Origin of the sequence: Pseudomonas protegens (assembly GCF_013407925.2) — a bacterium.
Taxonomy (GTDB): domain Bacteria; phylum Pseudomonadota; class Gammaproteobacteria; order Pseudomonadales; family Pseudomonadaceae; genus Aquipseudomonas; species Aquipseudomonas fluorescens_AP.
Map to the genome: position 1 here is coordinate 3,164,883 of NZ_CP060201.1, position 18,443 is coordinate 3,183,325.

At 63.9% G+C, this 18,443-nt stretch carries 19 protein-coding genes; 5 read left to right on the forward strand and 14 right to left on the reverse strand.

The features are described from left to right. Positions 1 to 50: 50 nt before the first annotated feature. Positions 51 to 824: a MetQ/NlpA family ABC transporter substrate-binding protein gene (locus tag GGI48_RS14550; RefSeq protein WP_179598901.1), complete on the forward strand. Its 774-nt coding sequence runs from the start codon at positions 51 to 53 to the stop codon at positions 822 to 824. Positions 825 to 1,032: 208 nt separating this feature from the next. Here GGI48_RS14550 and GGI48_RS14555 read toward each other — a convergent pair whose 3' ends face one another. The 5 genes from GGI48_RS14555 to GGI48_RS14575 are packed head-to-tail and all read right to left on the reverse strand — an operon-like array spanning position 1,033 to position 4,941. Further along, the gene (locus tag GGI48_RS14555; protein ID WP_016967706.1) at positions 1,033 to 1,668 is read right to left on the reverse strand and encodes an SCO family protein; all 636 of its coding nucleotides are present in this window, start codon (positions 1,666 to 1,668) and stop codon (positions 1,033 to 1,035) included. Continuing rightward, entirely contained in the window at positions 1,665 to 2,567 is a 903-nt protein-coding gene (cyoE, locus tag GGI48_RS14560; RefSeq protein ID WP_179598903.1) for a heme o synthase, read from the reverse strand. Before cyoE ends, GGI48_RS14555 begins: the two co-directional genes overlap by 4 nt. After that, positions 2,555 to 3,634 (reverse strand): COX15/CtaA family protein, encoded by a 1,080-nt coding sequence (locus GGI48_RS14565; protein ID WP_103740829.1) that lies wholly within the window; start codon positions 3,632 to 3,634, stop codon positions 2,555 to 2,557. The genes cyoE and GGI48_RS14565 overlap by 13 nt, the downstream gene beginning before the upstream one ends. Before the next feature lie 10 nt (positions 3,635 to 3,644). Further along, complete coding sequence (locus GGI48_RS14570; RefSeq protein WP_179598905.1) at positions 3,645 to 4,235, reverse strand: hypothetical protein; 591 nt, start codon at positions 4,233 to 4,235, stop codon at positions 3,645 to 3,647. After that, entirely contained in the window at positions 4,201 to 4,941 is a 741-nt protein-coding gene (locus GGI48_RS14575) for an SURF1 family protein (protein ID WP_179598907.1), read from the reverse strand. Before GGI48_RS14575 ends, GGI48_RS14570 begins: the two co-directional genes overlap by 35 nt. A gap of 71 nt (positions 4,942 to 5,012) precedes the next feature. Between GGI48_RS14575 and GGI48_RS14580 the strand changes: the two genes are divergently transcribed. Beyond that, on the forward strand, positions 5,013 to 5,216 hold the full coding sequence (locus GGI48_RS14580) for a twin transmembrane helix small protein (protein WP_016967712.1): 204 nt from the start codon (positions 5,013 to 5,015) through the stop codon (positions 5,214 to 5,216). 6 nt (positions 5,217 to 5,222) lie between these two features. On the opposite strand, the gene GGI48_RS14585 is transcribed toward GGI48_RS14580, so the two are convergent. From GGI48_RS14585 to coxB, 4 genes are all read right to left on the reverse strand, one after another. After that, positions 5,223 to 6,110, reverse strand: coding sequence for a cytochrome c oxidase subunit 3 (locus GGI48_RS14585; protein WP_016967713.1), 888 nt, complete (start codon positions 6,108 to 6,110; stop codon positions 5,223 to 5,225). Positions 6,111 to 6,143: 33 nt separating this feature from the next. Then, positions 6,144 to 6,701 carry a cytochrome c oxidase assembly protein gene (locus GGI48_RS14590; RefSeq protein ID WP_016967714.1) on the reverse strand — a complete coding sequence of 186 codons (558 nt, stop codon included), beginning with the start codon at positions 6,699 to 6,701 and terminating at the stop codon, positions 6,144 to 6,146. Positions 6,702 to 6,800: 99 nt separating this feature from the next. Then, positions 6,801 to 8,396 (reverse strand): cytochrome c oxidase subunit I, encoded by a 1,596-nt coding sequence (gene ctaD, locus GGI48_RS14595; RefSeq protein WP_047306761.1) that lies wholly within the window; start codon positions 8,394 to 8,396, stop codon positions 6,801 to 6,803. 82 nt (positions 8,397 to 8,478) lie between these two features. After that, complete coding sequence (coxB, locus tag GGI48_RS14600) at positions 8,479 to 9,606, reverse strand: cytochrome c oxidase subunit II (RefSeq protein ID WP_047306760.1); 1,128 nt, start codon at positions 9,604 to 9,606, stop codon at positions 8,479 to 8,481. Between the two features lie 370 nt (positions 9,607 to 9,976). Here coxB and GGI48_RS14605 point away from each other — a divergent pair, with 370 nt between their 5' ends. Continuing rightward, complete coding sequence (locus GGI48_RS14605; RefSeq protein WP_103740832.1) at positions 9,977 to 10,627, forward strand: hypothetical protein; 651 nt, start codon at positions 9,977 to 9,979, stop codon at positions 10,625 to 10,627. A 307-nt stretch (positions 10,628 to 10,934) separates the two neighbouring features. Here GGI48_RS14605 and GGI48_RS14610 read toward each other — a convergent pair whose 3' ends face one another. Together GGI48_RS14610 and GGI48_RS14615 are read right to left on the reverse strand one after the other, a co-directional pair. After that, positions 10,935 to 11,669 (reverse strand): carbonic anhydrase, encoded by a 735-nt coding sequence (locus tag GGI48_RS14610; RefSeq protein WP_016967718.1) that lies wholly within the window; start codon positions 11,667 to 11,669, stop codon positions 10,935 to 10,937. A gap of 228 nt (positions 11,670 to 11,897) precedes the next feature. After that, positions 11,898 to 12,956, reverse strand: a complete 1,059-nt coding sequence (locus tag GGI48_RS14615; protein WP_179598909.1) for a PA0069 family radical SAM protein — start codon at positions 12,954 to 12,956, stop codon at positions 11,898 to 11,900. A gap of 197 nt (positions 12,957 to 13,153) precedes the next feature. Here GGI48_RS14615 and GGI48_RS14620 point away from each other — a divergent pair, with 197 nt between their 5' ends. Then, entirely contained in the window at positions 13,154 to 13,510 is a 357-nt protein-coding gene (locus GGI48_RS14620; RefSeq protein ID WP_016967720.1) for a hypothetical protein, read from the forward strand. 46 nt (positions 13,511 to 13,556) lie between these two features. On the opposite strand, the gene GGI48_RS14625 is transcribed toward GGI48_RS14620, so the two are convergent. Genes GGI48_RS14625 through GGI48_RS14635 form a run of 3 tightly spaced genes read right to left on the reverse strand, consistent with a single transcriptional unit; the run spans position 13,557 to position 17,413 of the window. Then, entirely contained in the window at positions 13,557 to 14,861 is a 1,305-nt protein-coding gene (locus GGI48_RS14625; RefSeq protein ID WP_179598911.1) for a c-type cytochrome, read from the reverse strand. Positions 14,862 to 14,873: 12 nt separating this feature from the next. Continuing rightward, complete coding sequence (locus GGI48_RS14630) at positions 14,874 to 16,658, reverse strand: GMC family oxidoreductase (RefSeq protein ID WP_016967722.1); 1,785 nt, start codon at positions 16,656 to 16,658, stop codon at positions 14,874 to 14,876. 2 nt (positions 16,659 to 16,660) lie between these two features. Then, a complete protein-coding gene (locus tag GGI48_RS14635; protein ID WP_179598913.1) occupies positions 16,661 to 17,413 on the reverse strand; it encodes a gluconate 2-dehydrogenase subunit 3 family protein in 753 nt (250 codons plus the stop codon). 292 nt (positions 17,414 to 17,705) lie between these two features. On the opposite strand from GGI48_RS14635, the gene GGI48_RS14640 reads away from it, so the two are divergent. Beyond that, entirely contained in the window at positions 17,706 to 18,365 is a 660-nt protein-coding gene (locus GGI48_RS14640; protein ID WP_179598915.1) for a tyrosine-protein phosphatase, read from the forward strand. Positions 18,366 to 18,443 lie beyond the last annotated feature (78 nt).

Consider the following 18,443-nt stretch of genomic DNA (forward strand, 5'->3'; position numbering starts at 1 on the left):
CCCTGGCCGGCAGGCGCCCGGGGTCGGGCGACTTACAAGGAGCTTGTTCGATGAAAAAACTACTCGTCGCTTTCGCAGCCGTTGCCGCGTTCTCCGCGCACGCCGCCGAAACCCTGACCGTGGCCGCCACACCAGTGCCCCACGCCGAGATCCTGGAATTCGTCAAACCGGCCCTGGCCAAAGAAGGCGTGGACCTGAAGGTCAAGGTCTTCACCGACTACGTGCAGCCCAACGTGCAAGTGGCCGAGAAACGCCTGGATGCCAACTTCTTCCAGCACCAGCCGTACCTGGATGAGTTCAACAAGACCAAGGGCACCAAGCTGGTGAGCGTGGCCGGCGTGCACGTGGAGCCCCTGGGCGCCTACTCCAGCAAGTACAAGCAGCTCTCCGAACTGCCGGGCGGCGCCACCGTGGTGATTCCCAACGACGCCACCAACGGTGGCCGCGCGCTGTTGCTGCTGGACAAGGCTGGCCTGATCAAGCTCAAGGACTCCAACAACATCCTGGCCACCGTCAAGGACATCACCGAGAACCCCAAGGACCTGAAGTTCCGTGAACTGGAAGCCGCCACCATCCCGCGCGTGCTGACCCAGGTCGACCTGGCCCTGATCAACACCAACTACGCCCTGGAAGCCAAGCTGGACCCGTCCAAGGACGCCCTGGTGATCGAAGGCAAGGACTCGCCTTACGTGAACATCCTGGTGGCCCGTCCTGACGACAAGGACTCGGACGCCATGAAGAAGCTGGTCGCGGCCCTGCACAGCCCGGAAGTGAAGCAGTTCATTCTCGAGAAGTACAAAGGCGCCATCGTGCCGGCGTTCTGATCGGTTGCAGAAACACAAACGGGGCGCCTTCGGGCGCCCCGTTTTGTTTGTGGCCGCTGCCGCAGGCTGCGATAAGGCGCGCAGCGCTTGCCGAGGGCCTCAGGAGCACGTCCTCTTCGAGGCCGATCGCAGCCTGCGGCAGCGGCTACAGGGTTCAGCGGTTCAGCGGTTCAGCGGTTCAGCGGTTCAGCGGCTCAAGCATGCCGCGTTATTGGCGCTGCAACATCAGCGGCAGCTGGGCCACCAGCTTCTGGTTGTTCAACGGTGCGCGGATAAAACCGCGCTGGCGGCCGTCCGGGCCGATCACCGCCAGGTTGCCGCTGTGGTCCACGGTGTAGTTGGGCTTGCTGGTGTCCGCCGGAATGAACGGAATGCTCACGGCATTGGCCAGCTTCTGCAGGTCTTCCACTGAGGCGGCGGTCAGGCCCTTGAAGTCCTTGTCGAAGTAGCCCAGGTACTGCTTGAGCTGCTGCGGCGTATCGCGGTTGGGGTCGACGCTGACCAGGATCACCTGCAGCTTGTCCACCGCCTCCTTGGGCAGCTCGCTCTTGATCTGCCGCAGCTGGGCCAGGGTGGTGGGGCAGATGTCCGGGCAGAAGGTGTAGCCGAAGAACAGCAGCGACCATTTGCCCTTCAACTCGTCGATCACCACCGGCTGGCCATCCTGGTCGAGCATTTTCACCGCCGGCAGCGTGCGGCTCTGGGGCAGGAGAATGATGCCGGCATCGATCAGTGCGGTGGGATCGCCCTGACCCTTGCCGGACAGTACTTTGTTGACGGTCAGCCCCAGGACCAGGGCCACCAGCGCAACGAGAATAAAGACGGTTTTCTGAGTTCGAGTCATAGGTTCAACAATAGGTAGTGGTCTACGAGCAGGGCGATGAACAGCAGGAACAAGTAATAAATAGAGTACTTGAAGGTGTTGATCGCCGCGTGCGGCCGAGTGCCACGGTACAGCACCCAGGCCCATTGCAGGAAGCGCCCGCCCAGGGCCAGGGCGCACACCAGGTACAGCACCCCGCTCATGTGGATGGCATAGGGCAACAGGCTCACCGCCAGCAGGGCAAAGGTATAGAGCAGGATGTGCACCTTGGTGTAGTGCTCGCCGTGGGTCACCGGCAGCATCGGGATATCGGCCTTGGCGTACTCCTCCTTGCGGTGGATGGCCAGGGCCCAGAAGTGCGGCGGGGTCCAGGCGAAGATGATCAGCACCAGCAGCAGCGGCTCGGCGCTCAGGTGCCCGGTGGCGGCGACCCAGCCCAGCAGCGGCGGAGCCGCGCCGGCCAGCCCGCCGATCACGATGTTCTGCGGCGTCGCGCGCTTCAGAAAGCCGGTGTAGACCACCGCGTAGCCCAGCAGGGAAGCCAGGGTCAGCCAGGCCGTGAGCGGGTTGGTAAAGGCCAGCAGCAGCGCCTGCCCGGCCAACGCCAGGCACAGGGCAAATGCCAGGGCCGCCCGGGGTGAAACCCGGCCTTCGGCCAGGGGCCGCTTATGGGTCCGGGCCATCAGCGCATCGATGCGCCGGTCCACCACATGGTTGACCGCCGCCGCGCCGCCCGCGCACAGGGCAATGCCCAGGTTGCCGAACACCAGCACCGTCCACGGCACCCCGGCGCGGGTGGCGAGGAACATGCCCACCAGGGAGGTGATCAGCATCAGCACCACCACCTTGGGTTTGGTCAGCTCCAGGTAATCACGCCAGATCGCCCGGGGCTGCTGACGTTCGCCAATCAGAGTCGCCATGGCATCTCTCCTTTGATGGTGATGGGACCGGCCACCTGTTTGCGCGGGCTCAGACGCCAGCCCAGGGGCTGGCGATCCCGGGCCTGCACCAGGCTGGTACGAGCGTGATAGTTGACCAGCACCAGGGTCAGCAGCAGCGCCGCGCCCCCGGCGTTGTGCGCCACCGCCACCGGCAGGGGCAGGTGAAACAGCACGTTGCTGACGCCCAGGCTGATCTGCGTCCCCAGGGCCAGCAGCACCAGCCCGGCCAGACGGGTCATGCCGGTTTGCCGCAGTTGCCAGGCCAGCCCCAGCAACACCAGGGTCACCAGCACCGCGCCCACCCGATGGGTCATGTGAATGGCGGTGCGGGCGTCACTGTCCAATTGCCCGCCCAGGTAGTTGGGGCCGATGTGCTGGGTCAGGTGAAAGCCATTGGCGAAATCCATGTTCGGCCACCACTGGCCGTGGCAGGTGGGCAGGTCGATACAGGCCACCGCCGCATAGTTGGAACTGACCCAACCGCCCAGGGCGATCTGCCCGATCACCAGCACCAGCCCGGCCGTGGCCCAGTATTGCAGACGGCGCGGCACGATCAGCGCCGGCAGCACGCCGGACAGGCGCAAGGTCAGCAGGAACAGCAGGCTCAAGGTGGCGAAACCGCCCAGCAGGTGCGCGGTGACCACTTGCGGCCAGAGCTTGAGGGTCACCGTCCACATGCCGAAGGCCGCCTGGGCGAACACCACCGCCAGGAGGAACAGCGGCAGCTTCAAGGGCTGCCCGGGATGCCGGCGATGGCTCCAGGCGCGGGCCGCCAGCAGCACGATCAACAGCCCCAGGGTCCCGGCGAAATAGCGGTGGATCATCTCGTTCCAGCCCTTGTGGGCTTCCACCGGGGTATCGGGGAAGTGCCGCTCGGCATGGGCCAGCTGCGCCTCGCTTTGCGGCACGCTGATAAAGCCGTAGCAGCCGGGCCAGTCCGGACAGCCGAGGCCCGCGTGGGTCAGCCGGGTGTAGGCGCCGAGCAACACCACGATCAGGGCCAGCAAGGTGGCCAACAACGCGAGGCGAAATCCAGGTTTGGCCATGACGATGCCCTTATCCGATGTTCGACAGTTTCAGCAGGTGGCGCAGGTCGTTGAGCAAATCCTTGCCGTTGACCCGAGCGTCGTAGCGCAGCACCAGATTGCTGTGGGGATCGACAATCCACAGCTGCGGCGCCTCCTTGTCGTTGGCGCCTTTGGTGAAGGTCGGCAGATCCAGGGGATAGCGTTGCAACTGCGGGTATTCGCGCTGCAGCCTGGCTTCGTATTCGGCGCTCAGCGGCTGGGCACTGGCCAGGGCATGGCTGGCCCGGGAAGCGTCGCGCCCCAGGGCCACCTGGATCTGCCGCGCCAGGTACACCAACTGCTGGCAGTCCGCCTCGCAGGCCTTGGGCGCGGTGACCAGGATCTGCCAGCGATCCTCCTCGGCCTGCACGCCGATCTGCGCTCGGGTCTGGCCATTGCCGATCAGCTCGCCGTGGTAACTGCGGCTTTCCGGCACCCAGAACTGCAGCTTGTACATGCCGGTGGCGAGGATCATCGGGCCGATCACCATCAGCAGGATCAGCACCAATTGCCAGCGCCCACGACGCCGGTTGGGCGCCTGGGCGTCAGAGATGTTGGGTGGATTCATGGCCGTTCCCATGGCGTTTCTCCCGTGCGTTGTGCCAGCCGAAATAGAGATAGAGGAGCAGCAGGGCCAGGGCCATGGCGAACCACTGCACGGCGTAGCCCTGGTGTTTTTCCGGCCCCATGGCCACCACCGGCCAAGCCGTCAGGTAGGCGCCCGGACCGGACTCCTGGCGCACCTCGTGATTGAAGCCACTGCGCCCCAGCTCGGCCCAGAGCGCCTCCGGGGCCACGGCGGTGATCAGTCGCGGCCAGCGCGCAGCGGCCGGATCGGCATGCAGTTGGAACACCGCGCCCGGAGAAACGTAGACCCAGGCATCCAGGCTCAGGCTCTGCTCCGGGGTGCTGAATACCGGCGGCGTGCGCCGATCGGGCCAGGGCAGCCAGCCGCGATTGACCAGCAGCCAGCGCCCGCTGGTCTGATCGAGGAAGGGCTGCAGCAACTCGACCCCGGCCCGGCCGTCGTGCAGGCGGTTGTCCAGCAGCAGGCTGTGCTCGGCATCGAAATGGCCGTACAGGCGCAGTCGGCGAAAGGCCGGATCCTCGGCGCCCAGCAACTCCAACAGCGGCACCGGCTGAGCCACGCGGCGCTCGGCGTAACTGGCCAGCAACTGGCGTTTCTGCTCGCCGCGCCCCAACTGCCAGAAGCCCAGGTAAACCAGCACCGGCAGCAGCAACAGCACCACCAGGGACGGCACGACGCCGGGCCGGAAGCCTTTCATGAGCGGCCCGCAAGCTTGAGAAATCCACTCGCTATACTGCTGTACATCGCGTTTCCCCCCGGAGTCCCACCATGCTCAAAGCCGCCATCGTCCTGATGCTGATCGCCACGGTGATCAGCCTGTTCAGCGGCCTGTTCTTTCTGGTCAAGGACGACAGCCAATCCAAGCGCCTGGTGACCGCCCTGAGTATTCGGGTGTGCCTGGCCGCGATCACCGTGGGCTTGATCGCCTGGGGCTTCTTCAGCGGCCAGCTGGTGTCCCACGCGCCCTGGTAGGGCGCTTCAGAGCACGTAGACGAAGACGAACAGGCCGATCCACACCACATCGACGAAGTGCCAGTACCAGCTCGCCGCCTCGAAGCCGAACTGATGCTCGGCGTCGAAATGCCCACGCAGGATGCGCATCAGCATCACGAACAGGATCAGGGTGCCGATGGTCACGTGGGCACCGTGGAAACCGGTGAGCATGAAAAAAGTCGCGCCGTAGATCCCCGAGCCCAGGGTCAGCCCCAGCTCGTGATAGGCGTGGATGTATTCCTCGGCCTGAAAGCCGAGGAAGGCGCAGCCCAGCAGCACGGTCAGCGCCAGCCAGATCTTCAGCGCGCCGCGATGGCCTTTCTTCAGGGCATGGTGGGCGATGGTCACGGTGACGCTGGAACTGACCAGCAGCACGGTGTTGAGCAGCGGCAGGCCCCAGGGGCTGATGGTGCCCTTGGGCGATGGAAAGAGTTTCGGGTCGGGGTTGTTGAGCAACGGCCAGACGAACTCGAAGTTCGGCCAGAGCATATGGGCGATGCCCTTGTGCCCCTCACCGCCGAGCCAGGGCCCGGACAGGTGCCGCACATAGAACAGCGCGCCGAAGAAGGCCATGAAGAACATCACTTCGGAAAAGATGAACCAGCTCATGCCCCAGCGGAACGAGCGATCGAGCTGGGCGCTGTAGAGCCCGGCGCGGCTTTCCTTGACCACCGCGCCGAACCAGCCGAACAGCATGTAGGCCAGCAGCAGGCCGCCGACGAAAAAGATCAGCGGGCCGTGGGATTCCGGCCGCGCCGCCTTCAGGTCGTTGAACCAGGTCGCCAGGCCGAACACGGTGACGAACATGCCCACCGTCGCGATGATCGGCCACTTGCTCTGGGCCGGAACGTAATAGTGCTCATGAGTCGCCATGGGTCGTTCTCCTTATCGGGCACGCCAGATCGTCTAGCCACCGGTCTTGGCGGTCGCCGCCACCGGTGGATGACGCGCGGTGATATCGAACAGCGTGTAAGCCAGCGTCAGGTGCTTCACATCCTTGGGCATGTCGCGGTCAACGATGAAACGCACCGGCATCTCGATCTTCTCCCCAGGCTGCAGCACCTGCTGGGTAAAGCAGAAGCACTCGGTCTTGTGGAAGTACATGGCCGCGCTGCTGGGGGAAATGCTCGGGATCGCCTGGGCGCTCATCGGGTGGTCACTGGGGTTGCGGGCGATGAAGATCATCTCGTTCACCGCCCCCGGATGGACCACGATGTCATCGGCCTTGGGATAGAAATCCCAGACCATGTCGATGGCATTGGTGGACAGGAACTGCACCCGTATCTGGCGCGACTCATCCACCTGCTGCCCCTGGTCCGCGTACTGCCCGCCGGTCTTGCCGTTGATCCCCAGGGCCTTGCACATCACGTCGTAGATCGGCACCAGGGCAAAACCGAAGACGAACATCGCCGTCACCACCAGCAACAGGCGGGTCACCAGTTTCTTCAGCGAAATCTCGGCCATCTCAACGCCCTCCCGAACCTGCAGGAGCCGGCTTGCCGGCGAACCGGGCACCAGGTTCTGGCGCCTTCGCGAGCAAGCTCGCGCCTACAGCGCAGCTGTTCATTTCACTTCCGGCGGGGTGACAAAGGTGTGGTACGGCGCCGGCGAAGGGATGCTCCACTCCAGGCCCTCGGCGCCTTCCCACGGCTTGGCCGGGGCCGGTTTGCCACCGCGAATGCACTTGATGACGATGAACAGGAAGAAGATCTGCGTGGCGCCGAAGGTGAAGGCGCCGATGGAGGACACCATGTTGAAGTCGGCGAACTGCAGGTTGTAGTCCGGAATCCGCCGCGGCATGCCCGCCAGCCCGACGAAGTGCATGGGGAAGAAGGCCATGTTCATGCCGACGAAGGACAGCCAGAAGTGCAGCTTGCCCAGGGTTTCGTCGTACATGTGCCCGGTCCACTTGGGCAGCCAGTAATAGGCCGAGGCGAAGATCCCGAAGATCGCCCCCGGCACCAGCACGTAGTGGAAGTGCGCCACCACGAAGTAGGTGTCCTGGTACTGGAAGTCCGCCGGGGCGATGGCCAGCATCAGCCCGGAAAAACCGCCAATGGTGAACAGGATGACGAAGGCCACGGCGAACAGCATCGGCGTCTCGAAGGTCAGCGAGCCCTGCCACATGGTGCTCACCCAGTTGAACACCTTGACCCCGGTGGGCACGGCGATCAGCAGGGTGGCGTACATGAAGAACAGCTCGCCCACCAGCGGAATGCCGACCACGAACATGTGGTGCGCCCAGACGATGAACGACAGGAAGGCAATCGCCCCGGTGGCATAGACCATCGAGGTGTAGCCGAACAGCGGCTTGCGGCTGAAGGTGGGGATGATCGAGCTGACGGCGCCGAAGGCCGGCAGGATCATGATGTACACCTCGGGATGGCCGAAGAACCAGAACACGTGCTGGAACAACACCGGGTCGCCGCCGCCGGCGGCACTGAAGAAGCTGGTGCCGAAGTGGATGTCCATCAGCATCATGGTCACGCACCCGGCCAGCACCGGCATCACCGCGATCAGCAGGAAGGCGGTGATCAGCCAGGTCCAGACGAACAGCGGCATCTTCATCAGGGTCATGCCCGGGGCACGCAGGTTGAGGATGGTGGCGATCACGTTGATCGCGCCCATGATCGAACTGATGCCCATCAGGTGAATGGCGAAGATGAAGAAGGTCACGCTTTCCGGGGCGTAGGTGGTGGACAGCGGAGCGTAGAAGGTCCAGCCGAAGTTCGGCCCGCCGCCGGGCATGAACAGGGTCGAAACCAGCAGCAGAAAGGCCGCCGGCAACAACCAGAAGCTGAAGTTGTTCATCCGCGGCAGGGCCATGTCCGGGGCGCCGATCATCAGCGGGATCATCCAGTTGGCCAGGCCGACGAAGGCCGGCATCACCGCGCCGAAGACCATCACCAGGCCATGCATGGTGGTCATCTGGTTGAAGAACGCCGGCTCGACGATCTGCAGCCCGGGCTGGAACAGCTCGGCACGGATCACCATGGCGAACGAGCCGCCCAGCAGGAACATGCAGAAGCTGAACCACAGGTACAGGGTGCCGATGTCCTTGTGGTTGGTGGTCAATACCCAACGCATCAAGCCCTTGGCGGGACCGTGGGCATGCTCATCATGGCCGGCGTGGCCGTGGTCATCGATCACTGCACTCATGTCCTGTCTCCTGCAAGCCAATGGACGGGATGATCGGCAGCGACGTGCCGCGACCGCTTGCGCACATACTCGATAAACCGGCTCATTTGCTTTCCGCCTGTTTCAGCGCCAGTACATCCTTGGGCGTCACCATGTCGCCCTTGTTGTTGCCCCAGGCGTTGCGTTCGTAGGTAACCACGGCGGCGATGTCGACTTCCGAGAGCTGCTTGCCGAAAGCCGCCATGGCGGTGCCCTGCTTGCCGTGGAACACCAGGCTCAGGTGAGCCTCCTTGGGACCGGTGGCAATCTTCGAACCCTTGAGCGCCGGGAACATCGGCGGCAGGCCCTGGCCTTCGGCCTGGTGACAGGCGACGCACGTGGTGTGGTAGACCTTGTCGCCACGGGCCACCAGCTCGTCCAGGGTCCACTCCTTGCTGGTCAGTTCCTTGAGCTTGGCCGCCTCGGCCTTGCGTTCGCCGAGCCAGGTGTCGTAGTCGGCCTGGTTCTTGACCTCGACCACGATCGGCATGAAGCCGTGGTCCTTGCCGCACAGTTCGGCGCACTGGCCGCGATAGATGCCGGGCTTGTCGACCCGGGTCCAGGCCTCGTTGACGAAGCCGGGGATGGCATCGCGCTTGACCGCGAAGGCCGGCACCCACCAGGAGTGGATCACGTCAGCGGCGGTCACCAAAAAGCGCACCTTGGCCCCCACCGGCAACACCAGCGGCTGGTCGACTTCCAGCAGGTAGTGCTCGCCCTTGGCGGTCTTGTTGTGGATCTGCTCGGCGGGAGTGGCCAGGTTGCTGAAGAACTCCACGTCCTGACCGAGGTATTTGTAGTGCCACTTCCACTGGTAGCCGGTGATCTGGATGTCCACGTCCGGCTCGCTGGTGTCGTACATCTTGATCAGCGTTGCCGTGGCGGGCACGGCCATGGCCACCAGGATCAGGAAGGGAATGATGGTCCAGAGGATTTCCACGGTGGTGCTTTCGTGAAAGCGGGCCGGGACCTGGCCAGTGGAGCGCCGGTGCACGATCATCGACCAGAACATCGCACCGAAGACGATGACCCCGATCACCACACAGATCCAGAAGATGGTCATGTGCAGGTCGAATACCGCGTGGCTTATCTCGGTCGCCCCAGGCGTCATATTCACCGTCCAGGCGGCTTGCGCCTGGCTGAATACCGACCACAACAGGAGGCCCATCCAGACATGTGGATGTCGCATCATTGCGGGTTCCCCTTATCGTTCTTGTTATCCCGGAGGCTCAACACCTGCGGCAAGGGAGCGGCTGCCTAGACTACGAACTTAAACCGGCCGGGGCCTCGCTGCGTTTGCAGTCGAGCGTCATCAGCTAACTTCATTCCTTGGCGAGTATAGACAGCGACTCTCACCTCGCAACGCAAGGGAGCAAATCACCTGGAACGCCGGAAAAGGCCTTTGCAGGCCACGGCGCAAAAGGGATCGGGAGCAGGGGCGCGCACAACGATATAACCGCGATGACTAAGCATGAAATAATTATGACAAATGCGTCTTAACCGCTTTTGTAAGCACGCTAACTTATGTGCTCCCTATTCATGTCCTTGTCCCTGGAGTTTTCATGAACACCGTCGCATTGCGCGAGCAGATCCAGTTGGCCCAGCAACACGAAGCCAGCACGGGCCTCCTGACCCGTCAGCTGGAAACGCAACTGCCTCACCTGCACCCCTCCATCCAGCTGCCCGAAGTCGACGCCAAGGGCGTCCTGACCCGTTTCGTCAGCGCCTACATCGACCAGGTTCCGGACCTGCTGGACGCCGCCAACGCGGTGGCCCGCGAAGCCGGCATCGAGTCACAGATCAAGCCGGTCCTGAAGATCGCCGAGCAATTCTTCCTCCAGCCGCCGGCCATCATGGACGGCCACGTCGGCCTCGACAGCCTGCTGGACGAAGCCTACCTGGCCCTGCGCCTGGTGGAGGAAGTCAACGACCTGTACATCAAGCACTTCGGCCGTCCGCTGATCCCCCTGGACATGACGGTGGCCAACCTCATCGCCCACCAACTGATCGGCGAAACCTTCGCCAACCAACTGGATGAAGCGGTGCACCACGCCGTGGACGCCATGCTCAACGAAGAAAGCTTCGCCCTGGAATCGGTGGAAGCCTACCGCGACACACTCAACAGCCCGGACACCGAGGCTGCCTGGAAGCGCTGGCCCTGCCTGTCGCGCCAGCTGGGCGTGGAACTGGAACTCGACCAGCCCGCCGCCTGACCCCACTCCTCGCCAGCAAGGCTCGCTCCGGGCCTTGTGGCGAAGGGGCCGACTCCGCCGCCGATTCAACCGCGGGCAGGCACCACGCCCACGACACCGCCCAGGCTCCGACGCCGCCGCCCCCCCGCGCCTCAAGCAACAGTTTCGCCCCCCTGGCGCTGTTGACCCGTGCCCATTCCTCCAGCAACGCCAGCTCGCCTTCGCGTTCCAGCCGGATCAGGCTGATCCTCAAATCTTCAGGCGTGGCAAAGCCGGGACTGCCAAACGGCAGCCCCGGATACAACCACTCAAGGGGATTGAGGCGGAATCAGAAGCGCGCTTTGGGCGTCGCCACAGGGATCGGATGGGTGCCATCGAGCGGCAGGAAGCAACCTTTGTCCGCGTCGTAAGCCTTGATCGAACTGCTCTCGATGTCGTAGACCCAGCCATGGATGAACAACTGGCCGTTGGCCATGCGCGAGGCCACGGAAGGGTGGGTGCGCAGGTGCTGCAACTGGGCGATGACGTTCTCTTCGGTCAGCACATGCATGCTGGACGACTCGTCGGCGCAATCGCAGTTCTCGTGGACCATGGTCCGCGCCACTTCGGCATGGCGCAGCCAGGCCTTGACCGTGGGCATCTTCTCCAGGCTCTGCGGGTTGAGCACCGCGCGCATCGCGCCGCAGTCCGAATGCCCGCAGACGATGATGTGATGCACCCCGAGGGCCAGCACCGCGTACTCGATCGCCGTGGACACGCCGCCGTTCATCTGCCCGTAAGGCGGCACCACGTTACCCACGTTGCGGGTCACGAACAGGTCGCCCGGTGAGCTTTGGGTGATGAGTTCGGGAACGATGCGCGAATCGGCACAGGCAATGAACATCGCCCGCGGCCGCTGGGCCGTGGCCAGTTTCTTGAACAACTCTTCCTGCTGCGGGAAGACTTCATGATGAAAATGCAAAAAGCCGTCAACGATATGCTGCAGCGCTGCATCGGCGGTTTCGGCAACCTCGGTGGGTGCGGGAGCCGACGCAGCCAACGGCTGTTTATCCTGGTCACTCATGATTCAGCCTCTCTGTCGGATTTGGTGAATTTTCCAGAATTATCCGGCACGACGCCAGCAATCGATTAAAAAATAACCGCGCCGCCGACCGCAAGCCATGGCTCGCTCGACGAACAAGGTAGCCAAAAAAATTTGACTCAAACTGAATGCAAGGCTCTAGAACAACACTATTGGCGATCTCAAAAAGCGCCCGGCGGCGCCCGCGACTTAACGATAGGCCAACGCCGCTCAGAGCAACGACATCTGCCCACCCGGCGGACAGAAGGCCGAACAGTCAAGATCGAACCCCTCGCGACGATTGAGCCCCAGACGCTTGAGAGCCTTGGCAAAACGCTGGGCCAGCAGGTCGGCGAAAGGTCCCTCGCCGCGCATGCGGGCGCCAAAACGGCTGTCATACAGCTCACCGCCACGGCTCTGGCGGATCAGGCTGAGGACATGGGCGGCCCGCTGCGGGTAATGCGCCGCCAGCCACTCCTCGAACAGCGGCGCCACTTCCAGGGGCAGGCGCAGCATCATGTACGCCGCACTCTGCGCCCCGGCGGCATGGGCCTCGCTGAGCAGGCTTTCCAGCTCGCTGTCGTTGATCATCGGGATCATCGGCGAACACAGTACCCCCACCGGAACGCCCGCGGCGCGCATCACTCGGATCGCCCGCAGGCGCGCCTTGGGCGCCGCCGCCCGGGGTTCGAGAATGCGCTTGAGCTCATCGTCCAGGGTGGTCAGGCTGATCATCACCGCCACCAGCCGCTGCCGGGCCAGCTCGGCCAACAGATCCAGATCCCGCAGGATCAGCGAGCCCTTGGTGACGATGGTCACCGGGTGCCGATAGCGCAGCAGCACTTCCAGGGTGCGCCGGGTCAGTTGCTGCTCGCGCTCGATGGGCTGGTAGGGGTCGGTATTGGACCCCAGGTTGATCGGGGCACAGCGATAGCCGGGCTTGGACAGTTGCTGCTCCAGCAGCGCGGCGGTGTTGCTCTTGGCGATCAGCCTGGTTTCAAAGTCCAGCCCCGGCGACAGGTCCCAGTAAGCGTGGCTGGGCCGCGCGTAGCAGTAGATGCAGCCGTGCTCGCAACCGCGATAGGGGTTGATCGAGCGATCGAAGGGCAGGTCCGGCGAGGTGTTGCGGGTAATGATGGATTTCGCCGTTTCAAAACGCACCTCGGTGCCCTGGGTCAGCGGCACCTCCTGGTACCAGCCGTCGTCCTCGGCCACCGAACGGTTGGGCGCGAAACGGTTGTGCGGATTGCTCGCGGTGCCGCGACCACGGGGAGGCAGGGGGGTGAACATGGCAGCGCTCCATTACTGTATGCGCATACAGTAATGGAGCCGGTTTTATCTGACCAGCACCGCCGGACCGAAACCCACCTCCGCAAGCGAACCTACCCCGCGCGACGCAGGCCTTAGCGCACCTTCGCCGGCAAGCCGGCTCCTACAGGTTTGTGGCGTTGGGGTATAAGGCAGGCTCAAAGAACAGGAGCGCAAACATGCCCAGGACACGCGGCAGGCTGGAAAAGATCTTCTACGCGGCGGATGCCTACCTCCCCAGTTACGAACAAGGCGCCGACCTGATCATCGTCAGGGCGCCCGATGGCCAGCTCTGGGGCCTGGCCGGCGAATTCGGGCTGTGCACCCAGGACATCGAAAAGGCCACAGTGAACGACCAGCAACCCTTCGATGAAGCGGACCCGAAGTTCGCCGAGGTGCGCTGGAGCCCCCACCACGACGGCATCGGCCTGCTCCCCGCAAGCTGGGAAGACCTGATGAACGCCGGGCTGGCGGACTGCATCGCCGGCTATCAGCTGGAAAGCCGCTTGGGCATCCAGCGCTTCACCCAGGGCTGAACAGCCAGCGCCGGACCGACGCCCGCAGCGGGCGTCGGCCTTGGCCTCAGTGACGAGAGAACGGCCCCAAATCGTCGTTGGACCGGCTCTGCAGGTCGCCATTGCGCAGCGCCGCCACGTCCCCGGGCTGCACCGCCGACGCCTGGTTGCCCCAGCTGCTGCGGATGAAGTTGACCACGTCGGCCACCTCCTGGTCCGACAGGCGCCAGGCGAAGGGCGGCATGCTGAAGGTCGACGGCGCGCTGTGGGTGGCCGGCAAGGTGCCGCCCTTGAGCACGATATGGATCAGCGAGGTGGCATCCGCCGACTGCAGCACCGGGTTGCCCGCCAGCGCCGGGAACACCCGGGTGTAGCCATGGCCGTCGGTGCGGTGGCAGGCCGCGCAGTTGTCGATGTACACCGCAGCACCCGGCTTGCTGTCGTCACCTTTCCACAGGGCCTCGGCCACCTGCTGGTCATACGAGTGCGGCTGATCCTTGGGGTCATTGGCCGGCAGCGACTTGAGGTAACGGGCAATCGCCGTCAGGTCGGCCTCGCTCATGTACTGCATGCTGTGCACCACCACATCGCTCATGCCGCCGAACACCGCGCTGCGATCGCTGCGGCCGGTCTTGAGGAACTGCACCAGCTGCTCTTCGCTCCAGCTGCCCAGGCCATCCTTGTGGTCACCTCGCAGGCTCTTGGCGATCCAGCCCTCCAACGGCGCGCTACCGGCTAGGAAGTGGCTGCCGTCGCTGGCGCTCAGGGCCCTCTCCTGCATGGTCAGGGCCCGGGGCGTATGGCAGGCGCCGCAGTGGCCCAGGCCTTCCACCAGGTAGGCGCCACGGCTGATGACAGGATCGCCGCCGCCGGCGACCGTCGAAGGCTCCACGCTCGGGGCGAACATCCAGCGCCAGATCGCCAGCGGCCAGCGCATGCTCAGGGGCCAGGGAATGTCGCTGTCCTGGTTGTCACGGACCACTGGCGCCACGCCTTTCATGAAGTAGGCGTACAGCGCCTGCATGTCGGCGTCGCTGACCCGGGCATAGGACGGGAAGGGCATGGCCGGGTACAGGGTGCTGCCGTTCTTGGCCACGCCATGGCGTACGGCCTGGTCGAAATCCTCGAAGCTGTAGTCGCCGATGCCGGTCTTGTCCGGGGTGATGTTGGTGGAATAGATCACGCCGATGGGGGTTTCCATCGGCAGCCCGCCGGCGAACGGCTGGCCGTCCTTGGCCGTGTGGCAAGCCACGCAGTCACCGGCACGGGCCAGGTACTCGCCCTGCTTCACCAGGGCCTGCTGATCCACCTCGGCGGCGTTGACGAAGGCGCTGCCCAGCAGCGCCAGGGTGGCGATAACGAGTGCTTTCATGGTCATCGCTCCTTATGCCTGCACCAGCGGGCCGGGGTTCTTCAGGTACTGCTCGCGGATCGCCCGGGCCGACCAGTAGGTCAGCGCCGCCACCAGGCCGGTGGGGTTGTAGCCCAGGCCCTGGGGGAAGGCCGAAGCCCCGGGAACGAAGACGTTGTGCACGTCCCAGCTCTGCAAGTAGCGGTTCAGGGCGCTGGTCTTGGGATCGGTGCCCATGATCGCGCCACCGTTCAGGTGGGTGGTCTGGTAGGACGCGGTGTTGAAGTGCTCGCCCACCTGCTTGCCCAGCCGGGCAATGGCCTTGGGGTTCATCGCCTCGGCGATCTTGCCCATCTTCTCGACCATGAAGCGGTTCATCTTGATGTCGTTTTCCTGCCAGTCGAAGGTCATCCGCAGCAGGGGCAAGCCGTAGGCATCGCGGTAAACCGGGTCCAGATCCAGGTAGTTGCTGCGGTAGGACTGATGCGCGCCGTGGGCGTCCATCGACACCTGGTGGGTGTAGTAGTCGGCGGTGGCTTTCTTCCAGGCACTGCCCCAGGCCGGGGTGCCCGGCGGGTTCGAGGTGCCGGCGATCGGCCGGCTGCCGGCCTGGTTGACCCACATCGGCGAGCCGCCGACGAAGCCGTGCGGGCCGTGGTCGAAGTTGTCGGCGTTGAAGTCGTCCACCGCCACACCATTGCCGCCGGCGCCGATGAAGTTGTTGGTGTGCACGTCCTTGTCGAAGTAGGCCTTGATGGTGGCCATGTTCTGGTAGGCGAAGTTCCGGCCCACCACGCCTTCGCCGCTGATCGGGTCGTAGGGCTTGCCGATGCCCGACAGCAGCATCAGCCGCACGTTGTGCAACTGGAAGGCGCCGAGGATCACCAGGTCCGCCGGCTGCTCGATCTCCCGGCCCTGGCCATCGACGTAGGTGACGCCGGTGGCGCGGGTCTTGCTGCTGTCGAGGTTGACCTTGAGCACGTGGGAATTGGGCCGCAACTCGAAATTCGGCAGCGGCTTGAGGGCCGGCAGAATGTTCACGTTGGGCGAGGCCTTGGAATACATGTAGCAGACGTAGCCACTGCAGAAGCCGCAGAAGTTGCACGGGCCCATTTGCGCGCCGTAGGGGTTGGTGTAAGGCCCTGAGGTATTGGCCGACGGCAGGTTGTAGGGCTTGTAGCCCACTTCATTGGCGGCTTTCTGGAACAGCTGTGCGGAATAGGTGTTCTTCTGCGACTCCAGCGGGAAGTGGTCCGAGCGATCCGGCGCATAAGGGTTGCCGCCCTTGCCTTCGCCCACCCGCTGACCCTTCACGGTCCAGGCCTGGCCCGAGGTGCCGAAGACCTTTTCCGCGAAGTCGAAGAACGGCTCCAGCTCTTCGTAGCTGACGCCGAAGTCCTGGATGGTCATGTCCTTGGGGATGAAACCCTTGCCGTAGCGCTCTTCGTAATGACTGCGCATGCGCAGCTCGATGGGGTCGACGCGAAAGTGCACCCCGGACCAATGCAGGCCGGCACCGCCCACGCCGTTGCCCGGCAGAAAGGCGCCCAGTTGCCGGTTGGGCAGGGCCACGTCGTTGACGCTGTGGCGAATGGTCACGGTTTCCTTGGAAATGTCCTGGAAGAGTTTCTTGCGCACGCTGTAGGTGAGTTCGTCGATCACCTGGGGATAACTGCCATCCGGGTAGGTGTCCTGCATCGGCCCGCGCTCCAGCGCCAGCACGTTGAGCCCGGCTTCGGTCAGCTCCTTGGCCATGATCGCGCCGGTCCAGCCAAAACCGACGATCACTGCGTCGACCTTCTTCATCACTGTTGCCATGCTCAAGCCCTCTCGCCGCGAATCGATACTGCCGGGAAGGGGTATTGCTCGTTGCGTTCCACCCAATCCATGAAATCGGCGCGCGCGCCGGGAAAGCCGATCAGGGTCCAGCCCACCAGGCCTTTATTGCCGCCGTGGATCGGATCGCTGAAGAAGCCTTCCTTGGTGTTCTGCAACAGCAGATTGAAGAAAAGCTTGGCCGGGACCGCCTCGAACTGCGGGGTTCCAGCCTCCAGCTGCTTGAGCAAAGCGTCTCGGGTGGCGCTGTCTTGCGCGGCAAAAACTTGACCCTTGAGGTCTTTGCACCATGCATCCACGGCGGCAATGCCCAGGCTATAGATGTCCTTGGGCACCAGCTTGCTCTGCCAGCCCATCTCCGGCGCGGCGTCGGCCTTGAACGGGCCTTGCATGTACCACAGGGCACCGGCGGCGTAGGGGGTGTTCATTTGTCGGTCGATGTACTCCGGCACCCCGGCTTCCAGGGCACCCGGGCCCATGTCGTCGGCCGGAATCAGGCGCTCCACCGCGGCCTTGATGAAGGCCCACTCCTCGGCGTTGAAGTAGCTCGGCTCATAGCTCAGGTCGCCTGCGGGCTGCTTGCCCGGCGCCGCCGGCCTGGCGGGGGCAGCCGTCTCGGGCGCCGCCGCCAGCATGGAACTGCCCAGGCCGGTACTGGCGACAGTGACCACGGGGATCAGGGTCAGGGATTTACGCAAGAACTCACGCCGCGGGTTGTCTCGATCTTGATCGGACATCGGTGCACCTCATCAGGCATTGATGGAAAGGTCAGCCGCGTCATGGCGCGACTTTATGTTTGGGCAACGCAAAAAGCCGGGGCAGGCCCGGTGGATGAACACATCAGCAAACTTTGGTTACAAATGGTAGCAGGCTAAGCATCTGGATAAATCGTTTCAGCCAGAAAAAAGATCAGAAACCGCCGGACATTACCCATCCACTTCACGTTTCTTTGACAGCGGACTAACAGAGCTTTAACCGAGCGCGGAGGACACTGCATGACATTCAATGCCCCCAATCAGTGACCCCCACATGCCCAGAACCCGCTTCATTCCTGCACTTTGTCTGTCGCTGCTGGCACTGATCGCCGGACCACAGGCCCAAGCCGCCGACGCCCCCGCCACTCGCCCCGAGCAATGGGCGCAGCCGGTGGAGAAGCAATACAACCTGTATCAGATGTCGCCGACCCTGTACCGCAGCGCCCTGCCGGACAAGGGCGCGGTGCCGCTGCTGGAAAAACTCAAGGTCGGGACCGTGATCAACTTCCTCCCGGAGTCCGACTCCAGCTGGCTGTCGAGTCCGGGTATCAACCAGGTGCAGTTGCCCTACCGCACCAACCATGTGGATGACGCCGACGTGCTCAAGGCCCTGCGCGCCATCCAGAGCGCCGAAGCCCAGGGTCCGGTGCTGATGCACTGCAAACACGGCTCGGACCGCACCGGCCTGATGTCGGCCATGTATCGGGTAGTGGTCCAGGGTTGGAGCAAAGAGGACGCACTGAATGAAATGACTCAGGGCGGATTTGGCGACAGTTCCCACTTCAAGGACGGCATTCGCTACATGATGCAGGCCGATGTCGACAAATTGCGCACCGCGCTGGCCAATGGCGACTGCAGCACCAGCGTGTTCGCCACCTGTTCGGTGAAGAGCTGGTTCGAGACGGTGGGCGCGACCAAGCCGCTGAGCCACTAAGCACCGTCCCCTCTGTAGGAGCGAGCTTGCTGGCGAAAGCGCAGGTGGCGAGGGAAAGGGGTGGCCAATTGCTTCGCC